This window comes from Nonomuraea sp. NPDC052129, assembly GCF_040680095.1.
Classification (GTDB): Bacteria; Actinomycetota; Actinomycetes; order Streptosporangiales; family Streptosporangiaceae; genus Nonomuraea.
Genome location: NZ_JBFAVX010000003.1, coordinates 239,750 through 258,663, shown reverse-complemented (window position 1 = coordinate 258,663; position 18,914 = coordinate 239,750). Strand labels below are relative to the sequence as shown.

Annotated in this window: 19 protein-coding genes; 8 read left to right on the top strand and 11 right to left on the bottom strand. The window is 69.8% G+C overall.

All coding sequences use genetic code 11. The features are described from left to right. Positions 1-102: 102 nt before the first annotated feature. Positions 103-1,059 carry an NAD(P)H-quinone oxidoreductase gene (locus AB0L53_RS09135; protein ID WP_363992323.1) on the top strand — a complete coding sequence of 319 codons (957 nt, stop codon included), beginning with the start codon at positions 103-105 and terminating at the stop codon, positions 1,057-1,059. 5 nt (positions 1,060-1,064) lie between these two features. After that, positions 1,065-1,580: a bacterial proteasome activator family protein gene (locus tag AB0L53_RS09130; protein WP_225301362.1), complete on the top strand. Its 516-nt coding sequence runs from the start codon at positions 1,065-1,067 to the stop codon at positions 1,578-1,580. Here AB0L53_RS09130 and AB0L53_RS09125 read toward each other — a convergent pair. Next, entirely contained in the window at positions 1,571-2,377 is an 807-nt protein-coding gene (locus tag AB0L53_RS09125; RefSeq protein ID WP_363992321.1) for an HAD family hydrolase, read from the bottom strand. The two genes, AB0L53_RS09130 and AB0L53_RS09125, sit on opposite strands and share 10 nt — an antisense overlap. A gap of 223 nt (positions 2,378-2,600) precedes the next feature. On the opposite strand from AB0L53_RS09125, the gene AB0L53_RS09120 reads away from it, so the two are divergent. Then, a complete protein-coding gene (locus AB0L53_RS09120; protein ID WP_043619750.1) occupies positions 2,601-2,804 on the top strand; it encodes a cold-shock protein in 204 nt (67 codons plus the stop codon). A 430-nt stretch (positions 2,805-3,234) separates the two neighbouring features. Next, positions 3,235-4,197 (top strand): hypothetical protein, encoded by a 963-nt coding sequence (locus AB0L53_RS09115; RefSeq protein WP_363992319.1) that lies wholly within the window; start codon positions 3,235-3,237, stop codon positions 4,195-4,197. A gap of 46 nt (positions 4,198-4,243) precedes the next feature. Here the strand turns inward: AB0L53_RS09115 and serS are convergent, their stop codons facing one another. The 4 genes from serS to AB0L53_RS09095 all read right to left on the bottom strand — a co-directional run bounded on the left by serS (position 4,244) and on the right by AB0L53_RS09095 (position 8,190). Continuing rightward, positions 4,244-5,506, bottom strand: coding sequence for a serine--tRNA ligase (gene serS / locus AB0L53_RS09110; protein ID WP_363992317.1), 1,263 nt, complete (start codon positions 5,504-5,506; stop codon positions 4,244-4,246). 41 nt (positions 5,507-5,547) lie between these two features. Then, on the bottom strand, positions 5,548-6,468 hold the full coding sequence (gene pheA / locus AB0L53_RS09105; protein WP_358437242.1) for a prephenate dehydratase: 921 nt from the start codon (positions 6,466-6,468) through the stop codon (positions 5,548-5,550). A 63-nt stretch (positions 6,469-6,531) separates the two neighbouring features. After that, on the bottom strand, positions 6,532-6,948 hold the full coding sequence (locus tag AB0L53_RS09100) for a DUF4446 family protein (RefSeq protein WP_363992315.1): 417 nt from the start codon (positions 6,946-6,948) through the stop codon (positions 6,532-6,534). A 21-nt stretch (positions 6,949-6,969) separates the two neighbouring features. Further along, positions 6,970-8,190, bottom strand: a complete 1,221-nt coding sequence (locus tag AB0L53_RS09095) for a glycosyltransferase 87 family protein (protein ID WP_363992313.1) — start codon at positions 8,188-8,190, stop codon at positions 6,970-6,972. A 219-nt stretch (positions 8,191-8,409) separates the two neighbouring features. Here AB0L53_RS09095 and AB0L53_RS09090 point away from each other — a divergent pair, with 219 nt between their 5' ends. Then, a complete protein-coding gene (locus AB0L53_RS09090; RefSeq protein ID WP_363992808.1) occupies positions 8,410-10,872 on the top strand; it encodes a hypothetical protein in 2,463 nt (820 codons plus the stop codon). Here the strand turns inward: AB0L53_RS09090 and mptB are convergent. Beyond that, on the bottom strand, positions 10,754-12,376 hold the full coding sequence (gene mptB / locus AB0L53_RS09085) for a polyprenol phosphomannose-dependent alpha 1,6 mannosyltransferase MptB (RefSeq protein ID WP_363992311.1): 1,623 nt from the start codon (positions 12,374-12,376) through the stop codon (positions 10,754-10,756). The genes AB0L53_RS09090 and mptB overlap by 119 nt on opposite strands. Positions 12,377-12,514: 138 nt before the next feature. Then, a complete protein-coding gene (locus AB0L53_RS09080) occupies positions 12,515-13,405 on the bottom strand; it encodes an NmrA/HSCARG family protein (protein WP_363992309.1) in 891 nt (296 codons plus the stop codon). Positions 13,406-13,519: 114 nt separating this feature from the next. Here AB0L53_RS09080 and AB0L53_RS09075 point away from each other — a divergent pair, with 114 nt between their 5' ends. Next, complete coding sequence (locus tag AB0L53_RS09075; protein ID WP_363992307.1) at positions 13,520-14,233, top strand: helix-turn-helix domain-containing protein; 714 nt, start codon at positions 13,520-13,522, stop codon at positions 14,231-14,233. Positions 14,234-14,246: 13 nt separating this feature from the next. On the opposite strand, the gene AB0L53_RS09070 is transcribed toward AB0L53_RS09075, so the two are convergent. The 4 genes from AB0L53_RS09070 to AB0L53_RS09055 all read right to left on the bottom strand — a co-directional run bounded on the left by AB0L53_RS09070 (position 14,247) and on the right by AB0L53_RS09055 (position 17,422). Continuing rightward, a complete protein-coding gene (locus AB0L53_RS09070) occupies positions 14,247-14,693 on the bottom strand; it encodes an STAS domain-containing protein (RefSeq protein ID WP_363992306.1) in 447 nt (148 codons plus the stop codon). A 140-nt stretch (positions 14,694-14,833) separates the two neighbouring features. Beyond that, positions 14,834-16,264, bottom strand: a complete 1,431-nt coding sequence (locus AB0L53_RS09065; protein ID WP_363992304.1) for a PH domain-containing protein — start codon at positions 16,262-16,264, stop codon at positions 14,834-14,836. Next, positions 16,261-16,764 carry a PH domain-containing protein gene (locus AB0L53_RS09060; protein ID WP_363992302.1) on the bottom strand — a complete coding sequence of 168 codons (504 nt, stop codon included), beginning with the start codon at positions 16,762-16,764 and terminating at the stop codon, positions 16,261-16,263. The genes AB0L53_RS09065 and AB0L53_RS09060 overlap by 4 nt, the downstream gene beginning before the upstream one ends. 61 nt (positions 16,765-16,825) lie before the next feature. After that, on the bottom strand, positions 16,826-17,422 hold the full coding sequence (locus tag AB0L53_RS09055) for a TetR/AcrR family transcriptional regulator (protein ID WP_357960995.1): 597 nt from the start codon (positions 17,420-17,422) through the stop codon (positions 16,826-16,828). A 131-nt stretch (positions 17,423-17,553) separates the two neighbouring features. Here AB0L53_RS09055 and AB0L53_RS09050 point away from each other — a divergent pair, with 131 nt between their 5' ends. Together AB0L53_RS09050 and AB0L53_RS09045 are read left to right on the top strand one after the other, a co-directional pair. Next, positions 17,554-18,153, top strand: coding sequence for a sulfite oxidase-like oxidoreductase (locus AB0L53_RS09050; protein WP_358534629.1), 600 nt, complete (start codon positions 17,554-17,556; stop codon positions 18,151-18,153). Continuing rightward, positions 18,154-18,879, top strand: a complete 726-nt coding sequence (locus AB0L53_RS09045) for a ferredoxin reductase (RefSeq protein ID WP_363992300.1) — start codon at positions 18,154-18,156, stop codon at positions 18,877-18,879. Positions 18,880-18,914: the final 35 nt, after the last annotated feature.

Here is an 18,914-nt window from a genome sequence, read left to right as displayed (position 1 = left end):
CCTGGTGGGTGTAAAGGGGCAGCAAATACATTGCAGGTTAACGCCATGACTCGCGGCAGTGGTCGCCAACCTATAACTTCCTTGCCCGGCTACGGTGATTGCATGCGAGCCATCGAGATCACCAGGCCCGGACCACCAGAGGTTCTGGAGTGGCGGGAGGTACCCGATCCACGTCCTGACCGGGGGGAAGTCCTCATCGACGTGGTGGCCGCCGGGGTCAACCGGGCCGACCTCCTTCAACGCCAAGGATTTTACGATCCGCCGCCCGGCGCGCCTCCGTACCCGGGGCTGGAGGTCTCCGGCGTGGTGGCCGAGATCGGCGAGGACGTGGAACATGTCACACCGGGCGACGAGGTGTGCGCGCTGCTGGCCGGGGGTGGTTACGCCGAGCGGGTGGCCGTGCCGTGGCAGCAGGTGATGCCCGCGCCCGAGGGCGTACGTCTGGTCGAGGTGGCCGGGCTGCCCGAGGTGGCGTGCACGGTCTGGTCCAACGTGTTCATGGCCGCCCGGCTGCGGCGCAGCGAGACGCTGCTGGTGCACGGCGGGGCGAGCGGGATCGGGACGTTCGCGATCCAACTGGCCAAGGCGTTCGGGTCGCGGGTGGCCGCGACGGCCGGGTCGGCGGCGAAGCTGGAGCGCCTCAAGGAGCTGGGCGCCGACGAGACGGTCGACTACCACGAGGAGGACTTCGCCGAGCGGGTGGCGGCCGACGTGATCCTCGACATCATCGGCGCCAAATACCTGTCCAGAAATATCCGGGCACTCCGTACGGGCGGCCGACTAGTCATCATCGGGCTGCAGGGCGGCGCCAAGGCCGAGATCGATCTGGGCGCCCTGATGGCCAAGCGGGCGACCGTCCACGGCTCCACGCTGCGCGCCCGCCCGGCCGACGAGAAGGGCGTCATCGTACGCGGCGTCGTCGACAACGTATGGCCGCTGATCAGCGCGGGAGCGGTACGCCCTGTGGTGTACGCGGAGGTGCCCATGGCGGAGGCGGCGGAGGCGCACCGAATGATGGAATCGGGAGAGCACATCGGCAAAATCCTGCTAGTACGGTGAGTGTTATGAATGCTGAGGACAACAACACCCCCCACATCGTGGTGGTGGGCCCGGACTTCCAGGGTCAGGGTGATAACGGCGAGGATGAGCGCTCGGTGACGAACCTCGTCGAGCAGCCCGCCAAGGTGATGCGCATCGGCAGCATGATCCGCCAGCTTCTCGAAGAGGTCCGGGCGGCTCCTCTCGACGAGGCCAGCCGTAAGCGGTTGAAGGAGATCCACGAGTCGTCCATCAAGGAGCTCGAGGACGGCCTGGCCCCCGAGCTGGTCGACGAGCTCGAACGACTGTCGCTGCCTTTCACCGACGAGAACGGCACGCCGCCCAGCGAGGCCGAGCTGCGCATCGCGCACGCCCAGCTCGTGGGCTGGCTCGAAGGCTTGTTCCACGGCATCCAGACGACGCTGTTCGCGCAGCAGATGGCGGCGCGCGCCCAGTTGGAGCAGATGCGCAGGGCGCTGCCCGGCGTGCCCCACGGTGACGACTCGCAGCGGCCGCACGGCGGCTCGGGCCCCTACCTGTAAAGCTCTTCGAGTACGAGCGCGACACCGTCGTCGTTGTTGGCCGCCGTCACATGGTCCACGGCGGCCAGTACGTCGGGGTGCGCGTTGGCGACCGCGTAGGACGTACCGGCCCAGCCCAGCATGGGCAGGTCGTTCGGCATGTCACCGAACGCCACCACCTGTGATGGTTTGATCGCGTGGCTTTCGGCGAGCGCGGCCAGGGCGGTGGCCTTTGTCACACCGTGGGCGCTCATCTCGATCAGCCCTCGGCCGCTGGAGTGCGTGGGGGTCACCAGGTGTCCCACGAGCCCGCACACCGCCTCGTGCAGCGGGTCGGGAGCCATGTCCGGGTGCAGGGCCAGCAGTTTGGCGCAGGGTCGTGCGGTCAGCGTCGCCGCGCCGACGCGCAGGCCGCCGATGGCCTTGCTGTCCCAACCACCGAGTGGGAAATCGGACTCATGCGCAAAACCACCTTCATACTCGACCGAAAATGCGAGTTCGGGCACGTTCGCTCTTAGCTGAGCGACGACTTGCTCCAGTACCTCGACCGTGATGAGGTGAGATTCCACTATCTGTTCGGTATGCAGATCGTAGATCAACGCACCGTTTGCACAGATTGCCAACCCTCGGTGACGCACCGCACCCGCCACACTGCTCATCCATCTAGGCGGGCGACCCGTGACGAACACGAGGACGGCACCAGTTTCTTCGACTCTCGCGAACGCCGCTGCCGTACGGGGAGAGACGGTTCCGTCGGTCCGCAGAGCGGTTCCGTCGAGGTCGGTGGCCACAAGACGCGGCGTTGCAAGGCTTCGCATAACAGGTTCCAGTTTGCCCGGTCATGCCGCCGGCCAGAAATCTTCCTAGGGACGGGAACACCAACGCGCCAGAATGGTGTTAGATGTGATGGCGTTGTATTAGCTGATCCCGTAGTGAAAACCAGCATGACTTTGTCTGAGCCACCCCGGGTGCTTGCTGTACGACACACCGGGACTCGCGAGGTGCGGGTCCCATAGATTCACATCCTGAGGGAGAGCTTTTATGGCTCAGGGAACCGTCAAGTGGTTCAACGCCGAGAAGGGCTTCGGCTTCATCGCCCCGGACGGCGGTGCGCCGGACGTGTTCGTGCACTTCTCCGAGATCGTCGGCAACGGCTACCGCAGCCTTGAAGACGGCCAGCGGGTCGAGTTCGAGATCACGCAGGGACAGAAGGGGCCCCAGGCCTCGCAGGTCCGTGCCATCTGACCTGTAGCAGCGAGACAGACCGGGGTTCGCTTCCAGCGGGCCTCGGTCTTTCGCGTTCCCGGGCTCTCTCCTGGGCCGTGATGACAGCCCGGTCACAGGTGTGACTCAACTCACACAGAGGTCGAACCTCTGATCCTTCACCGCCATCGGCCCATATATGAGGTACGCGTGGCTATGTCACCCAGCGACCTTGGTCGCCGTGTTCGTGCTGCTACTCAACGACCATCTGTTAAAACGCCTCTGGCCGCCGCCGGCCTGGTGGCCTCTCCTCCCACATCGACCAGCAGGGCCCTCAGAGGGCCTGACAGCGCCGCTGGAGCGTCGGGCGGATCACTGGTGGCTTCTGGGGCTCTTGGAGCGTCTGGCTGGACTTCCGGAGCGTCTGAGGGGGTTCCCCGCACGGCTGAAGAGGCCCCCGGAGCGATGGCGGGTGGCGGCGATTGTGCCGTTGGCCCTGTTCGCCATGGCGGCGGCCGCTGAGCCGCCTTCCGTGGTCGACTCCGTACAGGTGGACGGAGATCAGATCATCGTGCTGATCGCCGACCGCGATCAAGGCGCTGCCACAGGGATCTCCTCCGTGGACGGCGGGGTCACCTGGTCCGAGTACTACGGCAGGCAGGTGCGGATGCGGCCGCCGCAGACCGCCGCCTGCGTGCCCGGACAGGCGCAGCGGTGCTACCGGGTGCTTCCCGGGCGGCCGGCGGTCGCCGAGTCCGACGACGGGGGCAAGACGTGGCGGCCCTCCTGGAGCCTGTCGGACGATCAGTACGACCGGTTGGCCAGGCGGTACGATCCGAATGCAACGACCACTCCCAGGTCCCTGGCGCTGGCCGTACAGGCTCGGCCCGGAGGCCATGTCGTGGTCGTCGCCAACGGGCTCGACGGCGTGCTCGTACGGGACATAGAAGGAACGTGGCGGCTGGTGGGATGGCCGGAGCCGCTCACGTTCACCGGGGACGAGACGGCGAACCTGGACCCCGAACAGCGCGTGGCGCTGGTCCTCGCCGCCCTGATGCTGCTCGGCGCCGTCGGGACGGGGATGCGGCGGCTCGGCGGCGTCTACGCCGTGTCCGCGTTGGTGGTGTGCGCAGGGCTGTACGCCATGCTCGGCGCGGACCGCGATCCGGCGGCCGGCGTGACAGTGCTCGGGGCCATGGTTTGCTTCCTCGTCGCCATCGCCGGGCAGGCCAGGGGTGTGGCGGTGGCCGTCGGGTTCGGGGCGGCGCCGCTGGTGTACGCGGCCGTGTACATGCCCTTCTACGGCTGGGCCCACGGGATGCCTGGCTCGTACGCCGTGGCGGTGGGGGCCGCTGTCGTCATGACGGCGGGAGTGGTGGCGGCGAGCGGCGCGCTCATCAGACGCGACCTCCGTCGCTGGACGGCCACCTACTGACCGCCTGAGCCGGCTCAGGCCCCAATCGCCTGAGCCGGCAGTTGGTCTACTTGGGCGGTTCCAGGACGTCGAGGCCGACATACGGACGCAGTGCCTCGGGCACCACGACCGAGCCGTCGGCCTGCTGGTGGTTCTCCAGGATCGCGACCATCCAGCGGGTGGTCGCCAGCGTGCCGTTGAGCGTCGCCAGGTGCTGCGGCTTGCCGTCCTTGTCGCGGTAACGCACGCCCAGCCGACGGGCCTGGAACTCGGTGCAGTTGGACGTGGAGGTCAGCTCCCGGTAACGCCCCTGGGTGGGGATCCACGCCTCGCAGTCGAACTTGCGGGCCGCCGACATCCCCAGGTCTCCGGCCGCCGTGTCGATGATGCGGTAGGGCACCTCGATCTTGGCGAGCATGTCCCGCTCCCAGGCGAGCAGCCGCTGGTGCTCCTCGCGCGCGTCCTCAGGACGTACGTAGGAGAACATCTCCACCTTGTCGAACTGGTGGACACGGATGATCCCGCGGGTGTCCTTGCCGTAGGAGCCCGCCTCCCGGCGGAAGCACGACGACCAGCCCGCGTAGCGGAGCGGCAGCTCGTCGCCGCCCAGGATCTCCTGGGCGTGGTAGCCCGCCAGCGCCACCTCAGAGGTGCCGACCAGGTAGAGGTCGTCCTCGGGGAGACGGTAGATCTCCTTGTCGTGGGCCACGTGGAAGCCGGTGCCCTGCATGGTCTCCGGCTTGACCAGCACCGGAGTGATCATCGGCGTGAACCCGTTGGCGATCGCCTGCTGCATGGCCATGTTGAGCAGGCCGAGCTGCAGGCGCGCGCCGACGCCCTTGAGGAAGAAGAACCGCGAGCCGGACACCTTGGCGCCGCGCTCCATGTCGATGGCGCCGAGCAGCTCGCCCAGCTCCAGGTGGTCCTTCGGCTCGAAGTCGAACACGCGGGGCTCGCCATGGGTCTCGAGCACGACATAGTCGTCCTCACCGCCGTGGGGCGCTTCCTCGTCGACGATGTTGGGCACCGACTGCACGAGCTCGTCGAGCTCGGCGCCCAGCGTCTCGGCCTCCGCTTCGGCGGCCTTGACCTGGCCGGCCAGGTCCTTGGCCCGCTGAAGCAGCGCGGCCTTGTCCTCGCCCTGCGCCTTGGAGACCGACTTGCCCAGACTCTTCTGCTCGGCGCGCAGGGACTCGAACGAGGTCAGCGCGGCGCGGCGGCGCTCATCGAGGTCGAGCAGCGTGTCGACGATCGAGTCGTCCTCGCCGCGGGCACGCTGCGAGGCCCGTAGCCGGTCGGGATGCTCACGAAGGGTACGCAGGTCAATCACGGATAAAGGCTACCGGCGCCCGGCTACCGCCCGCCTCAGGATTAGACGCGTCCGGCGCGGATTCGCGCCAGCCACTCGCCCGCCTCGGCGAACTCCGGGTCGGCCGTGCCCTTCTTGATCTGCGGCGCGACACCGTCGGCACGCGGGTAGCTGCCCAGGAAGCGCACGTCGCCGCAGATGCGGTGCAGGCCCGAGATCGCCTCGCCCACGCGCGCGTCGGCGACGTGTCCCTCGAAGTCGAAGTGGAAGAAGTAACGGCCGATGCCGCCGCCAGTGGGCCGCGACTCGATGCGGGTCAGGTTGACCCCGCGTACGGAGAACTCCGTCAGCATCTCCAGCAGCGCGCCCGGATGGTCGTCGGCCAGGAACACCACGAGCGTGGTGCGGTCGTAACCGGTCGGCGCGGGCAGCTCTCCCCCACGACTCACCCGTACGAACCTCGTCACGGTGTCGTTGCGGTCGCCGATGTCGTCGGCGAGCTCCACCAGCCCGTAGTGCTCGCCCGCGATGCGCGCGGCGATGGCCGCGTCGTACGGCGAGCCGGGCAGCGCGACCTCCTGAGCCGCGGCGGCCGTCGAAGGCGCCGCCACCACGACCGCGTCGGGCAACTCCCGGGCGCAGAACGCGCGGCACTGCGTGATGGCCGCGGGATGCGTGTAGACCCGCTTGATGTGCACGATCTCGGTGTCGGGCCTGGCCAGCAGCGAGAAGCGCACCGGCAGCAGCAGCTCCGCCGTGATCAGCAGTGGCTCGCCCCAGGCGAACTCGTCGAGCGTCGTGGTGATCGCGCCCTCGATCGAGTTCTCCAGCGGGACGACCGCGCCGTCGGCCTCCCCGTTACGGGCGGCGGCCAGGGCGGCGCTGACGTTGGCGCGGGGCAGACGCTCGGCTTCAGGCGCGAGGAGCCGCAGGGCCTCTTCGGTGAAGGTGCCTTCCGGTCCGAGATAGGCGAGTCTGGGCATGCTTACAGAGTATCCGCAGGTAGCGGGGTAGTGCGGACCTTTCCTCTCCTTAACGTCCGCCGTTTACCATCGGCCCGCCTGCGCGTCGATCAGCGGCCCGTGACCCAGCCGGGCGGCTCGCACCGCCTGCTCCTCCTCCGGAGACAGCGGCTCCTCTCCCTTGCCGCTCACCACCGGGCGTACGTAGGTGCGGGTCTCGGTTCGTCCGTTGATCGAGGTCAGTACGATGCCGTCGCCCAGTCCGTTGATCATTGCGATCGAGAACGACAACCGCCCGGTCATCTCCTGCAGCGCGTCGTAACGGCACACGGCGACGTCCCGGATGGCCTTGAGATCGCCCTTGCCCTCGCTCGTCTGCAAGACCAGCGTCTCCCGGCATTCGTCGAGAGCGGCCCTGGCCTGCTTGAGCGCTCTGTAGCCAATGGCCACGCCACTCACCCCGGCAACGAGCCCCACCATGACCCATACGGTAATCAGCACGTAACAGAGGGTAATCGTTTGTCACACCACGTCGCGCCGTTTCGGCAACCAGGAGACCAACAACCAGACCAGACCCAGCGCGCCCAGTCCGTAGCCGTCCTGCACGATCTTGTCGAGCACCGGCACTCCCGCCACCTTCAACGCCACGCCCCACCAAGGGATGGGCAGCACGTAGTACAGCCACACCCCCACGGCCACCCGCACCCTGACCGGATCGCGCCCGTCACCCACGATCGCCCCGAGCACCACGACCACCCAGGCGAGATGGTGGATCCAGGCGACCGGGGACAGCAGCACGGCCATGAGCCCGACCAGCGCGACGGCGGTGATCGGGTCCTTCGCCTGGTACGCGGCCCGCGCCCCGCGAAAGCCGTACCAGCCCACGACCGCCACCAGGGCGATCCAGATCACGGACGTCACCGCGTCGGGCAGGTACAGGCGGATCAGCATGCCGCGGATCGACTGGTTGGTGGTGGCGGCGTTCGCGCCGAGCCGGTTGGGATCGAACAGCGCGGAGAACCAGAAATCAGCCGCGTCCTGCGGAATCACCACGAACGGCAGCAACGTGAGCAGCGCCGCGGCGAACGCCGCCATGAAGAACGTCCGCCACTGCCGCGTCACCAGCAGGTAGATGAGGAAGACGCCCGGCGTGAGCTTCACCGCCGTGGCCAGCCCGATCAGGAACCCCCGAGGCCACCACGGCCTCCTGGCCACACAGTCGGCCAGGCACAACGCGACCAGCAGAATGTCCACCTGCCCGAACCGGACCTGGTCGCGGATCGGCATCAAGTACGTGCAGGCCACCATGAGGAAGGCGAAGAGCCACGGGGCGTACCGCGCCAACCCGTCCCGGTGTTCCGCCTGCCCCTCCTGGTGCGCCGCCAGCACCCCTCTGAAGGAGTACGCCACCACGACGGCCAGCGACACGAAGACCCCGGCGGTCCACACCCACTGGGCGGTCTCCCAGGACATCTTGGCCAGCAGGACGGCCAGCATCGCCGCGACCGGCGGATAGGTGAACGGCAGCAGCTGAGGCGCTGGCGTGGCGAACTCGTAGACGGCCCGGCCGTCGAGGATCATCTGGCCGCCGGTCCGGTACACGTCCAGATCGACCAGCCGCTGGTCGTCGGGATTGGTCAGCCACTGCTGTACCAGCGGTGCGACGGCCACCGCGATGACCAGGGCGGCAATCGCCCACGCCCACCACTGCCGCCGGATCGTCGTCGCCCTGCCACCTGTCACGGTGTGGCACGTTACCGTGGCTGTTGTTGATCGAGCGCTTCGATACTGGGGGTCCCGCACATGCCGCACGCCACCTTCAGCGCGGCCTCCCCCACCTCGGACCGCCCTCCCGTGCGGCGAGAATCGCCCGGACGACCGCCTCAAGAAGGCTCCGCCCGGCTGCCTCAAGAAGCCCTCGGACGTCGCGGCCATCGTCCGGCCGTCCTGGTCTTGGTCGCGATGCTCCTCGCCACCGTTCTGGCACCCCTCTTCGGCGCCGGCCCGGCCGCCGCAGCCTCCGCATCCGGTACGGGTCCCGTCTCGGCATCGTCCGCGCGCGGCCGTGTGGCGCTCATCGGGGTGCCGGGGCTCCAGTGGAGTGACCTGGACGAGACCCGTACCCCCAATCTGTGGAAGCTGGTGGCCCACGGCGGCTCCGCGTCGCTGTCCACGCGTGCCGTGCCGCCGCCCGACCGCGGCATCACCTGCCCGACAGCCGGATGGCTGACCGTGTCGGCGGGCCAGCGGGCCGGGACGCCCGGGCGTGGGTGCCCCGCTGTCCCGACGCCCCAGGTCGGCGGCGGGGGCCCCACGGTTCCGGGCTGGTCGGAGTTGGCCGCGTACCAGGCCGAGACCGGGTACGACGCGCGGCTCGGCACGCTGGGCCAGCTCGTGACGTCCTCGGGCGGCCATGTCGCCGCCATCGGGCCAGGCGCCGCAGTGGCCGCCGCCGACGCGACCGGAAAAGTCGCTACATATGTCGACACGCCGGAAGCTCTCGGGGACCCGACTCCCTACAACCTGATCGTCATGGACGTCGCCGACCTGGCCGATGCCTGGGCCCACCAGCCGCTCGACGAGCACGGCGTGCAGACCCCGCTCCCCACCGCGACGCGTCAGGCCGCCGCCGCGCAGGCGGATCACCGCATCGGCGACCTGCTCGGCAGGCTGCCGGGCGACACGACCGTCCTGGTGGCGGGCGTCTCCGACCTCACCCCGGACCCCCATCTCCACGTCGCCATCGCCACCGGCCCCTCCCCGAGCGGCCGGCCGTACCAGCACGGCTATCTGACGGCGACCTCCACCCGCCAGGACGCCCTGGTCACGATCACCGACCTGACGGCCACCGCGATCCAACTGCTGGGCCTGGAGGCGCCTCGCGAGGTGGTCGGGCGCGCCTGGCAGACCGACGGTACGGCGGGCGCGGCCACACCCGTCGACACGGTCAACGAGCTGTCGGACAGTGACCTGGCCAGCCAGGTGCTTCGGGAGGTCCGGGGGCCGTTCTTCGCGGTGTTCGTGACGCTACAGCTGCTCTTCTACGCCTTCGCCGCCCTGGCCCTGCGCCGCCGTCGCCGCTCCGCCGCCGTCTCCGCCGGGGAAACGACCACCGACGCCACGCCTGCGGGAGTCGCGTCCGGTGAGACGACCCCCGTTGAGGGCGGGTCCGACGTGGCCAAGTCCGCTGAGAGCGGGTCTGATGTGGCCGCATCCGCTGAGGCCGGGTCAGGTGTAGCCGCATCCGCTGATGCCGGGGCCGCGGAACCCACCTCCGCGGGGACTCACGGTGACGCCGGAGGGCCGTCCGCGGAGTCTGCGGTGGCTCTGCCGGGTCATGAGACGGCGAGCACTTCTCGACTGCTGGCCGTCGTGCAGGTCGTGGCCGTGGTGAGTGGGTCCATCGCCGTCTCGACGTTCCTCGCGCAGCTGGTGCCGTGGTGGGCCCTGCCCCTGCCGATGCTCGGCGTCATCGTGACCATCCTCGCCTTCGCCGCGCTGATCACCGGGCTGGCCTTCGCGGGGCCGTGGCGAGCGCACGTGCTCGGCCCCCTGACCGTGGTCGCGGGCATCACCTCTGTCGCCCTGCTCATCGACGTGATGACCGGTTCGAAGTTGCAGGTCAACGCCGTGACCGGCTACGAGCCTGTCACCGGAGGGCGGTTCTACGGGTTCTCCAACATCGCCTTCGCCGTGTACGCGACGGGGACCGTGCTCGCGCTGGCCGGAGTTGCTCAGTGGCTGCTCAGGAGGGGGGTGTCGAGGTTCGTGACGGTGCTGGTGTGCGGGGCGTATGGGGCGTTGGCGGTGTTCGCCGATGGGTGGCCGTCGTGGGGGGCGGACTTCGGCGGGGTCCCGGCCTTCGTGATCGGGCTGGCCGTCTTCCTCATCCTGCTCGCCGGGCGGCGGGTCTCGATCGTGAAGCTGCTGCTCGTCGGGGTGGCCGGAGGGGTGCTCATCGGGGGCATCTCGCTGTTCGACTGGCTGCGGCCGGCGGCGCAGCGCACCCATCTGGGCAATTTCGTCCAGCAGATCATCGACGGTCAGGCGTGGACGGTGATCGGGCGCAAGTTCAGCGCGATGATCGGCGTCACCGTCGGGAACTGGTCTCTCACGCTGCTCACGCTGGTCGCGCTCGCGTTCCTCTTCCGGGTGCTCAACCGGCCGTCCCGCTGGGGCGCTCCGGCGCTCGGTCAGGCGTACGCGCTCGCGCCGACGCTCCGGGCGGGCCTGTTCGGGGCGCTGACGTGCGCGTTCATCGGATTCCTGATCAACGACTCGGGCATCGCCATCCCGGCCATGGCGCTCACGGTGGCGGTGCCGTTGACGCTCGCGGCGTCCGTACGCGCGCTGCAGCTCGCCACGACCACCACACCAGAGCCGCCGTCAGCGCGAACAGGGCCCACGGAGCGATCCGCGACCTGACGACCGTACGGAGCCAGTCGAGGTCTTGCGGCATGACCTTGTCGAGGACACGGGCGGGCAGGTAGGCCAGGGACAGCACGAGCAGGTGCGTGAACAGCAACCCGTCGAGCGCCGACGCTCCGATCAGGGCGAGCATCCCGAACGCCAGGCCGTCGTACCAGGGCAGGATGTACGGAGTCGCGAACAGGTAGGCGATGACGATCACGGCGGAGACGACGGGGGCACTCAGCCCGGCCGGCCCGTGGGGATCCGCATAGCCCGGGTAGCCGTCGCGCCTGGACATCAGGCGGAACAGTGACCACGCCACCAGAGCGAGCACCAGCAGCGAACCGATCTGGATCTCGCCCCGGTAGGCGCTGCCCGCGCCGACGATCGACTGCAGCCAGCCCTGGACGAGTTTCCAGAACGAGGCCAGCGAGATCGACTTGCTGGTACGGGTCATCGGGCCGATCGCCTCGGAACCGACGATCACGTAGCCGACCACCACCACGGCCAGCGCGGTGCCCGCCATCAGGGCCAGGCGGGCGGGGCGCCGGCGCAGCTCCCAGGCGGGGCCGAGCGCCACGAGGCCCGAGTTGATCTTCACCGCCACGCCGAGGCCGAGCAGGAACCCTGAGCCGACGGGGCGGCTCCGCGCCAGGAGGGCGGCGACCATGCAGGCGATGGCCAGGGTGTCGACGTGCATACCGGCGACCAACTGGTAGAGCAGCAGCGGGTTGGCGGTCCAGAGCAGGGCCGCCCGCAGCCGCCGGGCGGGATCGTCCCGGGTGAAACGGTCGATCAGCAGGCCCGTCGCGATGAACGCCGCCGCGTTGACCAGCGCCAAGACGAAGATGGTCAGCCGGAGCGAGTCACCGCCGATCCAGCTCGCCAGGGCCTGCACGGCCGTCGCCACCGGGCCGTAGACGCTCGGCTCCTCACGCCAGGGGGCCTCCACCGCGCGGGCGATGGGGTCGGTGGGCAGGTCGACGGCTCCGTGGGTGTACGGGTTGACGCCCAACGTCACCATGCGTCCGTAGGCGGCGTAGTTGAGGTGATCGCCGGAGCCGGATGGAGGCAGGAACGCCAGCAGCGCGGCGACCAGACAGCCGAGGCGCACCAGCAGCCGAGGATCCGGCAACCACTGACCGCCGCCGAACGACCACCGACTACCGCTGAACGACGTGAATCTGCCGCTGGCGGATAGCGGGGCGGCGGGCGAAGAGATGGCGGGCGAAGAGGTGGCGGGCAGCGCGGACGCACGAGAGAGGGCGAGCAGCAGGCCCAGCGAGCCGAGCGCGCCGAACACGATCGCCGCCGCGCCGAGCCCCACCACGAGGTGGGGGGCGGCGTGCACGTTCAGGGAGTACGGCGGCTGCCAGGCGGGGCCGCTCAGGGCAGGGACCATGACGGACGGGCCGAGGAGGCTGATGGCGATCGTCAGCAGGACCGAGGCGCCGATCGCCGCCGTGGCCGACTGGGCGAGCCGGCCTGGCGCCTTTCCGCGCCGCGTCTCCGAAGTCACCCGCAAATTCCAGCACACTCGCCGGAACGCTCAGGCCCGAGCCCGCCGGGCCGCCTACGTCGACGGGCCCTCGCTTCACCTGGCGAAGCGGCCCCGACGGGCGGCCTGCCGAGGGCCGGTGACGGTGGGCGGGCCCGGTCAGGCCGGCTGGGAGGCCAGTTGCGCCAGGAGCCGTGCCTTGCCCGAGCGGTCCAGCCAGGTGTTGAAGTCCGTGAGGGTGGCGTTGGCCTTGCGCAGGGGCTCGAGGTCGGTGTCGTAGTAGGTCTCGTTCGCCCAGGTGAAGACCTTCGCGACCTCGGGGTCGTGCTCCCAGAGGACGTCCAGCGGAATCCGGGTGTGCGGAATCTGGCGCCCAGCCGCCTGGCCGAGCGCGGCGGCGATCTGCGGGGCGGTCAGCCGGTCGCCGGTGATCTCCATCGCCTGCCCCAGGTAGGTGTCCGGGTCCGCGAAGGCCAGCGCGGCGAAGGCGCCGGTGTCGTCGATGGCGATGAGCTGCATGACCAGGTCGTCGTGCCAGGGCACGTTGAGCGAGCCGTTCTGGAAGAACCGGGCCGGGCTGGTGAAGTCCTCCATGAACCCGGCAGGGCGCAGGATCGTCGCGGGCACGCCCAGCTCGCGGATGCGCTCCTCGATCTGCCACTTGTCGATGGCGCCCCAGCCATGCTCCACGTAGAAGCTGTTCTGGCTCTCGACGCCGCCGACCGAGGAGTACACCAGGTGCCGCACGTCCGCGGCCTTGGCGGCGTCCGCGACGTTCATGCCTTGGGCGATCTCGTTGTCGTTGGCGGACTGGACGCTGTAGATGCCGTACACGCCGCGGGCCGCCGCGTCGATGGAGGCGCGGTCGTCCAGGTCGCCGCGGACGAGCTCGGCGCCGGCGGCGGCGAGCGCGGCAGCCGCGGGGGCGCTCTCGTCCCGGACGAGGGCGCGGACCCGCCAGCCGTCGGCGAGCAGGTGGCGGGCGGTGGCGCCGCCCTGGTTCCCGGTGGCGCCGGTGACGAGGACGGTCTTGTCGAGAGTGCTGTTCATGACTCGCTCCAGGGGTTGCCGCTGTGTCGGGGTGACTGTATGACGAAATTTGAAATATAGTCAATCGATAAATATGAGTTGACCAGATCTCGTATGGGGTCATACGGTCCCTACGTGAGCGCCAACGCCGAACGACTCCGAGACCCGCAGCAGCGCGCCGAACGGGGCACCCGCATCCTCGACGTGGCAGCCGACCTGCTGCTGCGCCACGGCTACCGGCGGGTGACCATCGACGACGTGGCCGAGGGAGCCGGCATCGGCAAGGGCACCGTCTACCTGCACTGGAAGACCCGCGAGCAGCTGTTCAGCGTGGTCTTCGCCCGCGAGGTGCTCTACGCCATGGACGAGCTACGGCAGGCGCTGCGGCAGGACGCGACGGTATGCCTGCTGCACAACTTCGCGCGCGCCTACTTCGTGGCCATCACCAACCGCCCGCTGCTGCGCGGGTTCCTCTTGGCCGATCCCCACCTGCTCGGCAAACTGACCAGCTCGCCCGATACCGCCCGCGACGAGCGGCACGGCACCATGGCGCGCGACTACCTCAACCTGCTCACCGAGTACGGGCTGCTCCGCGATGACATGCGCACCGACGAGATCGGCTACGCCTACCAGGCCACGTTCGAGGGCTTCCTGCGCGCCGAAGGCGATGCTCCCGCCGAAGGTCCGGAGCAACGGGCGGACCTGCTCGCGCGGACCGTCCAACGCGCCTTCGAGAACAAGGCGGCCATCCCCGAGGCCAGGCTGCGCGACCTCGCCGCGGCCACCGTCACCCTGCTCAGCGACCTGATCGACGCCGATCGCGCCGAGTCCGGCATCCCCGAGGGCTGACCTCCAAGGACACTTACCGCAGATAGGGCAGGACGGTTCGGAAGTCCCGCGCACCGCGGCCCTCTTCGACGGACGCGCCGCCGGAGCCCGCCCTACGCTTCCGTCCCCGCTCCCGCTCGATCATGATCTCCGCCACCGTCTCCTGGACGCCGCCGCGGATCTCCACGTACTCCAGCAGGCCAGTACGTTCCAGAGCGGTGAGCAGCCGGTCGGGAGGGCTGGCCAGGATGATGCGGCCGCTGTGCGTGGCCCGTACGCGCTGCAACGCCACTGCCAGTGCCCCGATCAGGGAAGAGTCGTAGAACACCACGTCGGTCAGGTCGAACACCAGGATGGGCCCGTCGGACCAGTCCCATACCTCCCGGATGCGCGCGCTCAGGCGCGCCCGGCCGGCGTGATCCAGCTCGCCGCTCGCTCGAAGGACTGTGCAATGAACGTGTCGGATAGTGTCGATTCGCACCGCACGCGCGCTCATGGTTCGCACTCACTTCCAGTAGCGTCACCCTTCTTTCTGCCCGGAAAAGCCGCGTTCAACGGTTGGGCAGCGTGAAGGCCATCACACGCCGGGAAACCCCGTGGCGCCTGGATGCCCGTGGTGCCCTAAACCAGGAACTCGGTGAGGATGCCCGGCGCGGCCCCCTCCGCCAGCGTGGGAGCGTCGCCCGCGGCGAGGTCGGGGATGCGGTAGCCCTGCTCGCCCGCCGCCACCGCGGCCGTCAGCGTCACGACACCGGCCCGCCTGCCGAACGGCGAGGAGCTGAAGGTCCAGGCGACGATGCCAGTACGACGCAGCGCGAGCGTGTCGCGGCTGAACGTGCCGGACCGCGCCACCAGATAGTCGCCATCGACGGCGTGGCCCAGGTTGCGGTAGGCATCCCGGGCCAGCCACCAGACGATCGGCGTCGTCAGGACCAGGAAGATCCCCGCGACGAGCGGCAGGCCGAGCGCGGCCAGGGCGACGGCCACGGGCAGGACCACCAGCGTCAGACCGCGCATGACGCGGCGCCGCAGCGCGACGCGGGGATGGCGGAGCATGGGCCGGTCGGCCGCCTTGCCGGTCAGCCGCTCGACCACGCGCAGGGCCTCGGCGCGGGGCGCGGGCGGCAGCAGCGAGCTGCGGCGCCGATTCTCCTCGTCGTCGCCGAGCCCGCTGGCCACGGCGGTGACCTTGGCACCGCCACCGGCCCGGAGCAGCAGCGGTTCGCGCAGGAGTACGCCACGCAGCCGCTCGCGGTCCATCGACACCGATCGGGTCGTGAACAGGCCGCGGCGCACCGCGAGCGTGCCGGAGTCCGCCCATTCCAGGCGGTAGTTCCACCAGTTCTCGGCGTACAGCGCGGTCGCCCCCACGCTGCCGACGACCAAGAAAACCAGGAACGTCAGCGGGATCGTCACCCAGACCGCGCCGGCCGCGAGGTCGCGCAGGAAGCCGAGGCGCCACGGCTCGATCCCGATGTCGTTCAGGATCCGGTACGCGGTGCCGAGGACCACGAACACGCCGCCGATCGTCCAGAATGTCAGCGGCGCGTACCGCACCCACCGCGGGTCGAACATGGCCAGCACCGGATCGGCGCTCTCCCGCGTATCGGCCCGCCGCAGCAGCTCACCACGCAGCCGGGCCGCGTCCTGCCGGGACAGGGCCTCCAGCCGGAGCTCGTCGCGGTCGGCGGTGCCCGCGCGCACGACGGCGAGGCCGAGGAGACGGTGTACGGGGTTCGCGGTCAGGTCGACGTTGCGGATCCGGCTCAGCGGCACCGAGCGGAGCCTGCGGACGAGCAGCCCCGATCGCACTTCGAAGTGCTCGCCGGTCACCCGGTATCGGGTGCGCAGCCAGCGCGCCAGGCCGTTGGCGCTGATGACGGCGAAGGTCAGGGCGATCGAGCCGAGCGTGATCCAGGCCCGCAGGTCGAACCGGCCGCCGGTGGCGAGCGCGGTCAGCCCGACCGACGCCAGCGGCGCGACCAGCCAGAAGCAGTGCGCCGCGATGACGCGCCCATCAAGCCGCCGCCACTGCGTGTCTTGTCCGTTCACGCGGCATCACCCGGTACGGCCTGCGCAGCGGCGCCGATGCGGCGGGCGAGCTCCTCGGCGTCGGCGTCGGCCAGGCCGGCGATCTTCACGTTGCCGGCCGTCGAGGCGGTGGTCACGGTCACCGTGGCCAGCCCGAGCGACTGCTGGATGGGGCCGCGCATGGTGTCGACCGTCTGCACCCGGGACAGCGGCGCGATCCGCCGCTTCTGCCAGAACCACCCGCTGGCCGAGTAGACGGCGAGCTCCCCCAGCTCCCACGCGTGCACCCGGTAGCGCCAACGCGGCATGACCGTCAGATAGACGATCGCGGGCAGCACCAGGACGACCAGCAGCAGCGGCCCCAGCCAGACCAGCGCCCCGGGAAAGAACAGCAGCGACAGCACGAACAGGCACAGCGCCGTCAGCAGCGCCGGCCCCGACAGGACCACCAGCGCCTGGAGCGTCCACCATCGTCTGGCCCTGGGATCGACCCTGTGCAGCGGAGGGCGGAGGTTGTTCACGCGGCGCGTCCTTTCCAAGTCAGATGTATTGCTTCGACCATAGCAAGACAGCTGACTTGGATCAACCGCCGAAGAGCCGAGCCAGCTGCCCGTCCATCAGCGCCACCGTCTCCTCGGCGGTGTGCACGCCCAGGTGGAAGTTGGCGCGCAGCCCGTCGGCCAGGCTGACCAGCAGCGCCGCCTCGGCCGCCGGATCGCGGGACCCGTCGATGTCGCCCGCCCGCATGGCCAGCGCGATCTGGCCCTCCAGCACGCCACGCAGCGCCAGCGCGCGCTTGCGGGCGTAGTCGCGCAGCGGCTCACTGCGCGCGGCCTCCAGCAGGAAGCTGATGTTGATCAGGCTGCCCGCCTCCGCCGCCCGGTCGACGGGGAGCATCTCCAGGACGATGGCCCGGAGCCTGGCCCGCGGCGCCTGCGAGCCGGCGGCCAGCATGCGCTCGGCCACGCGCTCGACGTTCTTCCTGTTCATGAACTCGACCGCGAAGACCATCATGTCCTCACGGTTGGTGAAATAGTGCTGGAGCTGGCCGAGCGACATGTCCGCCGCCGCGGCGACCTCTCTCAGGCTCACCCGGTCGAGCCCCCGGGCCTGCGCCACCCGCCACAGCGCCTTGGCGATCTGGGTACGCCGGGCCTCGTGGTCCACCTGCTTGGGCACCCGTGCTCCTCTCTTTTTACGTCCCCCAACGGTACTCAATACGTATGACTTGGCATAACCAAAGCGAGGAGAAGTGCACCCCGTACCCGAACGTGCGAACGTGATCTGGTGCATCGCTGAAGGGAGTGCCGGTGGGCATCATTTCGCGCGGCTTCCAGGGCCGGCGCAGGGGCGACGACGACCGGTTGCCGCCCGGCCAATACCTGGTCGACGACTTCCCGGTGCTGTCGACCGGGCCAACGCCGCGGATCCCGCTGGAGCGGTGGGAGTTCGCCATCGACACCGAGGCCGAGCAGACCCACCGGTGGACCTGGCCGGAGCTGATGGCGCTGCCGCAGGAGACGCCGACGGTCGACATCCACTGCGTCACCAAATGGTCCAAGCTCGGCACCGGCTGGCAGGGCGTCTCGCTGGACACGCTGTTCGAGAATGTAGAGTCGGCCGCTGAATACGCGCTGGCGTACTCGTACGGCGGCTACACCACGAACCTCCCCCTGGAAGACCTGCTCGACGGCAAGGCGTGGATCGTCCACAAGTTCGACGGCGAGGAGCTCGCACCCCAGCACGGCGGCCCGGCCCGGTTGCTGGTGCCGCATCTGTACCTCTGGAAGTCGGCCAAGTGGATCCACGGCATCCGGCTGCTCGACGAGGACTGGCCGGGCTTCTGGGAGACCGCCGGCTACCACAACTACGGCGACCCATGGCGCGAGCAGCGCTACGAGGGCGACTAGGTGCGCCGCCTGACCTGGCGACCGGCCAGGCTGACCGCGCTGCGCGACGAGACCGCCAGCGCCCGCACGCTGGTCTTCCAGGTGCCGGGCTGGCCGGGACACCTGGCCGGTCAGCACGTTGACGTGAAGCTGACCGCAGAGGACGGCTACAGCGCCCAGCGCAGTTACTCGATGTCCGCCCCGGCCAACGGCGACACGGTCGAGCTCACCGTCGAACGCGTACCCGACGGGGAGGTCTCGCCGTACCTCACGGAGGTCATAGAGCCCGGTGACCAGGTGGAGATCCGTGGGCCGGTCGGCGGCTGGTTCGTCTGGCGGCCCGAGAGCACCTCGCCAGTGCTGCTGGTCGGCGGCGGCTCGGGCATCGTCCCGCTGATGGCCATGATCCGCGAGCGTCGCCGGGCGGGCAGCCGGGTGCCGTTCCGGCTGCTGTACTCACTGCGCGAGCCCGGCGGCCGCTACTACGCCGAGGAACTGCGCCGTCCCGACGCCGGGCTCGACGTCGGCTACATCTACACGCGGGCCGTGCCGGACGGCTGGCCCCGCCCGGCCGGGCGCATCCTGCTGGACGACCTGGCGGAAGGCGGCTGGCCCGCCGGCTTCGAGCCGGAGTGCTACGTCTGCGGGCCGACGGGGTTCGTCGAGGCGACCGCCGACCTGCTGCTCGCGCTCGGGCACGCGCCCGAGCGCATCAGAACCGAACGCTTCGGCCCGACCGGAGGCTGACCCGACCACCGAAGGCATCGGCCTGTGACTGACCT

Coding starts and splice junctions, on each gene's coding strand:
- AB0L53_RS09090 (WP_363992808.1), top strand. CDS start 8,410: ATGCTCCTCGCCACCGTTCTGGCACCCCTCTTCGGCGCCGGCCCGGCC.
- AB0L53_RS09125 (WP_363992321.1), bottom strand. CDS start 2,377: ATGCGAAGCCTTGCAACGCCGCGTCTTGTGGCCACCGACCTCGACGGA.
- AB0L53_RS09120 (WP_043619750.1), top strand. CDS start 2,601: ATGGCTCAGGGAACCGTCAAGTGGTTCAACGCCGAGAAGGGCTTCGGC.
- AB0L53_RS09130 (WP_225301362.1), top strand. CDS start 1,065: ATGAATGCTGAGGACAACAACACCCCCCACATCGTGGTGGTGGGCCCG.
- AB0L53_RS09080 (WP_363992309.1), bottom strand. CDS start 13,405: ATGAACAGCACTCTCGACAAGACCGTCCTCGTCACCGGCGCCACCGGG.
- AB0L53_RS09135 (WP_363992323.1), top strand. CDS start 103: ATGCGAGCCATCGAGATCACCAGGCCCGGACCACCAGAGGTTCTGGAG.
- pheA (WP_358437242.1), bottom strand. CDS start 6,468: ATGCCCAGACTCGCCTATCTCGGACCGGAAGGCACCTTCACCGAAGAG.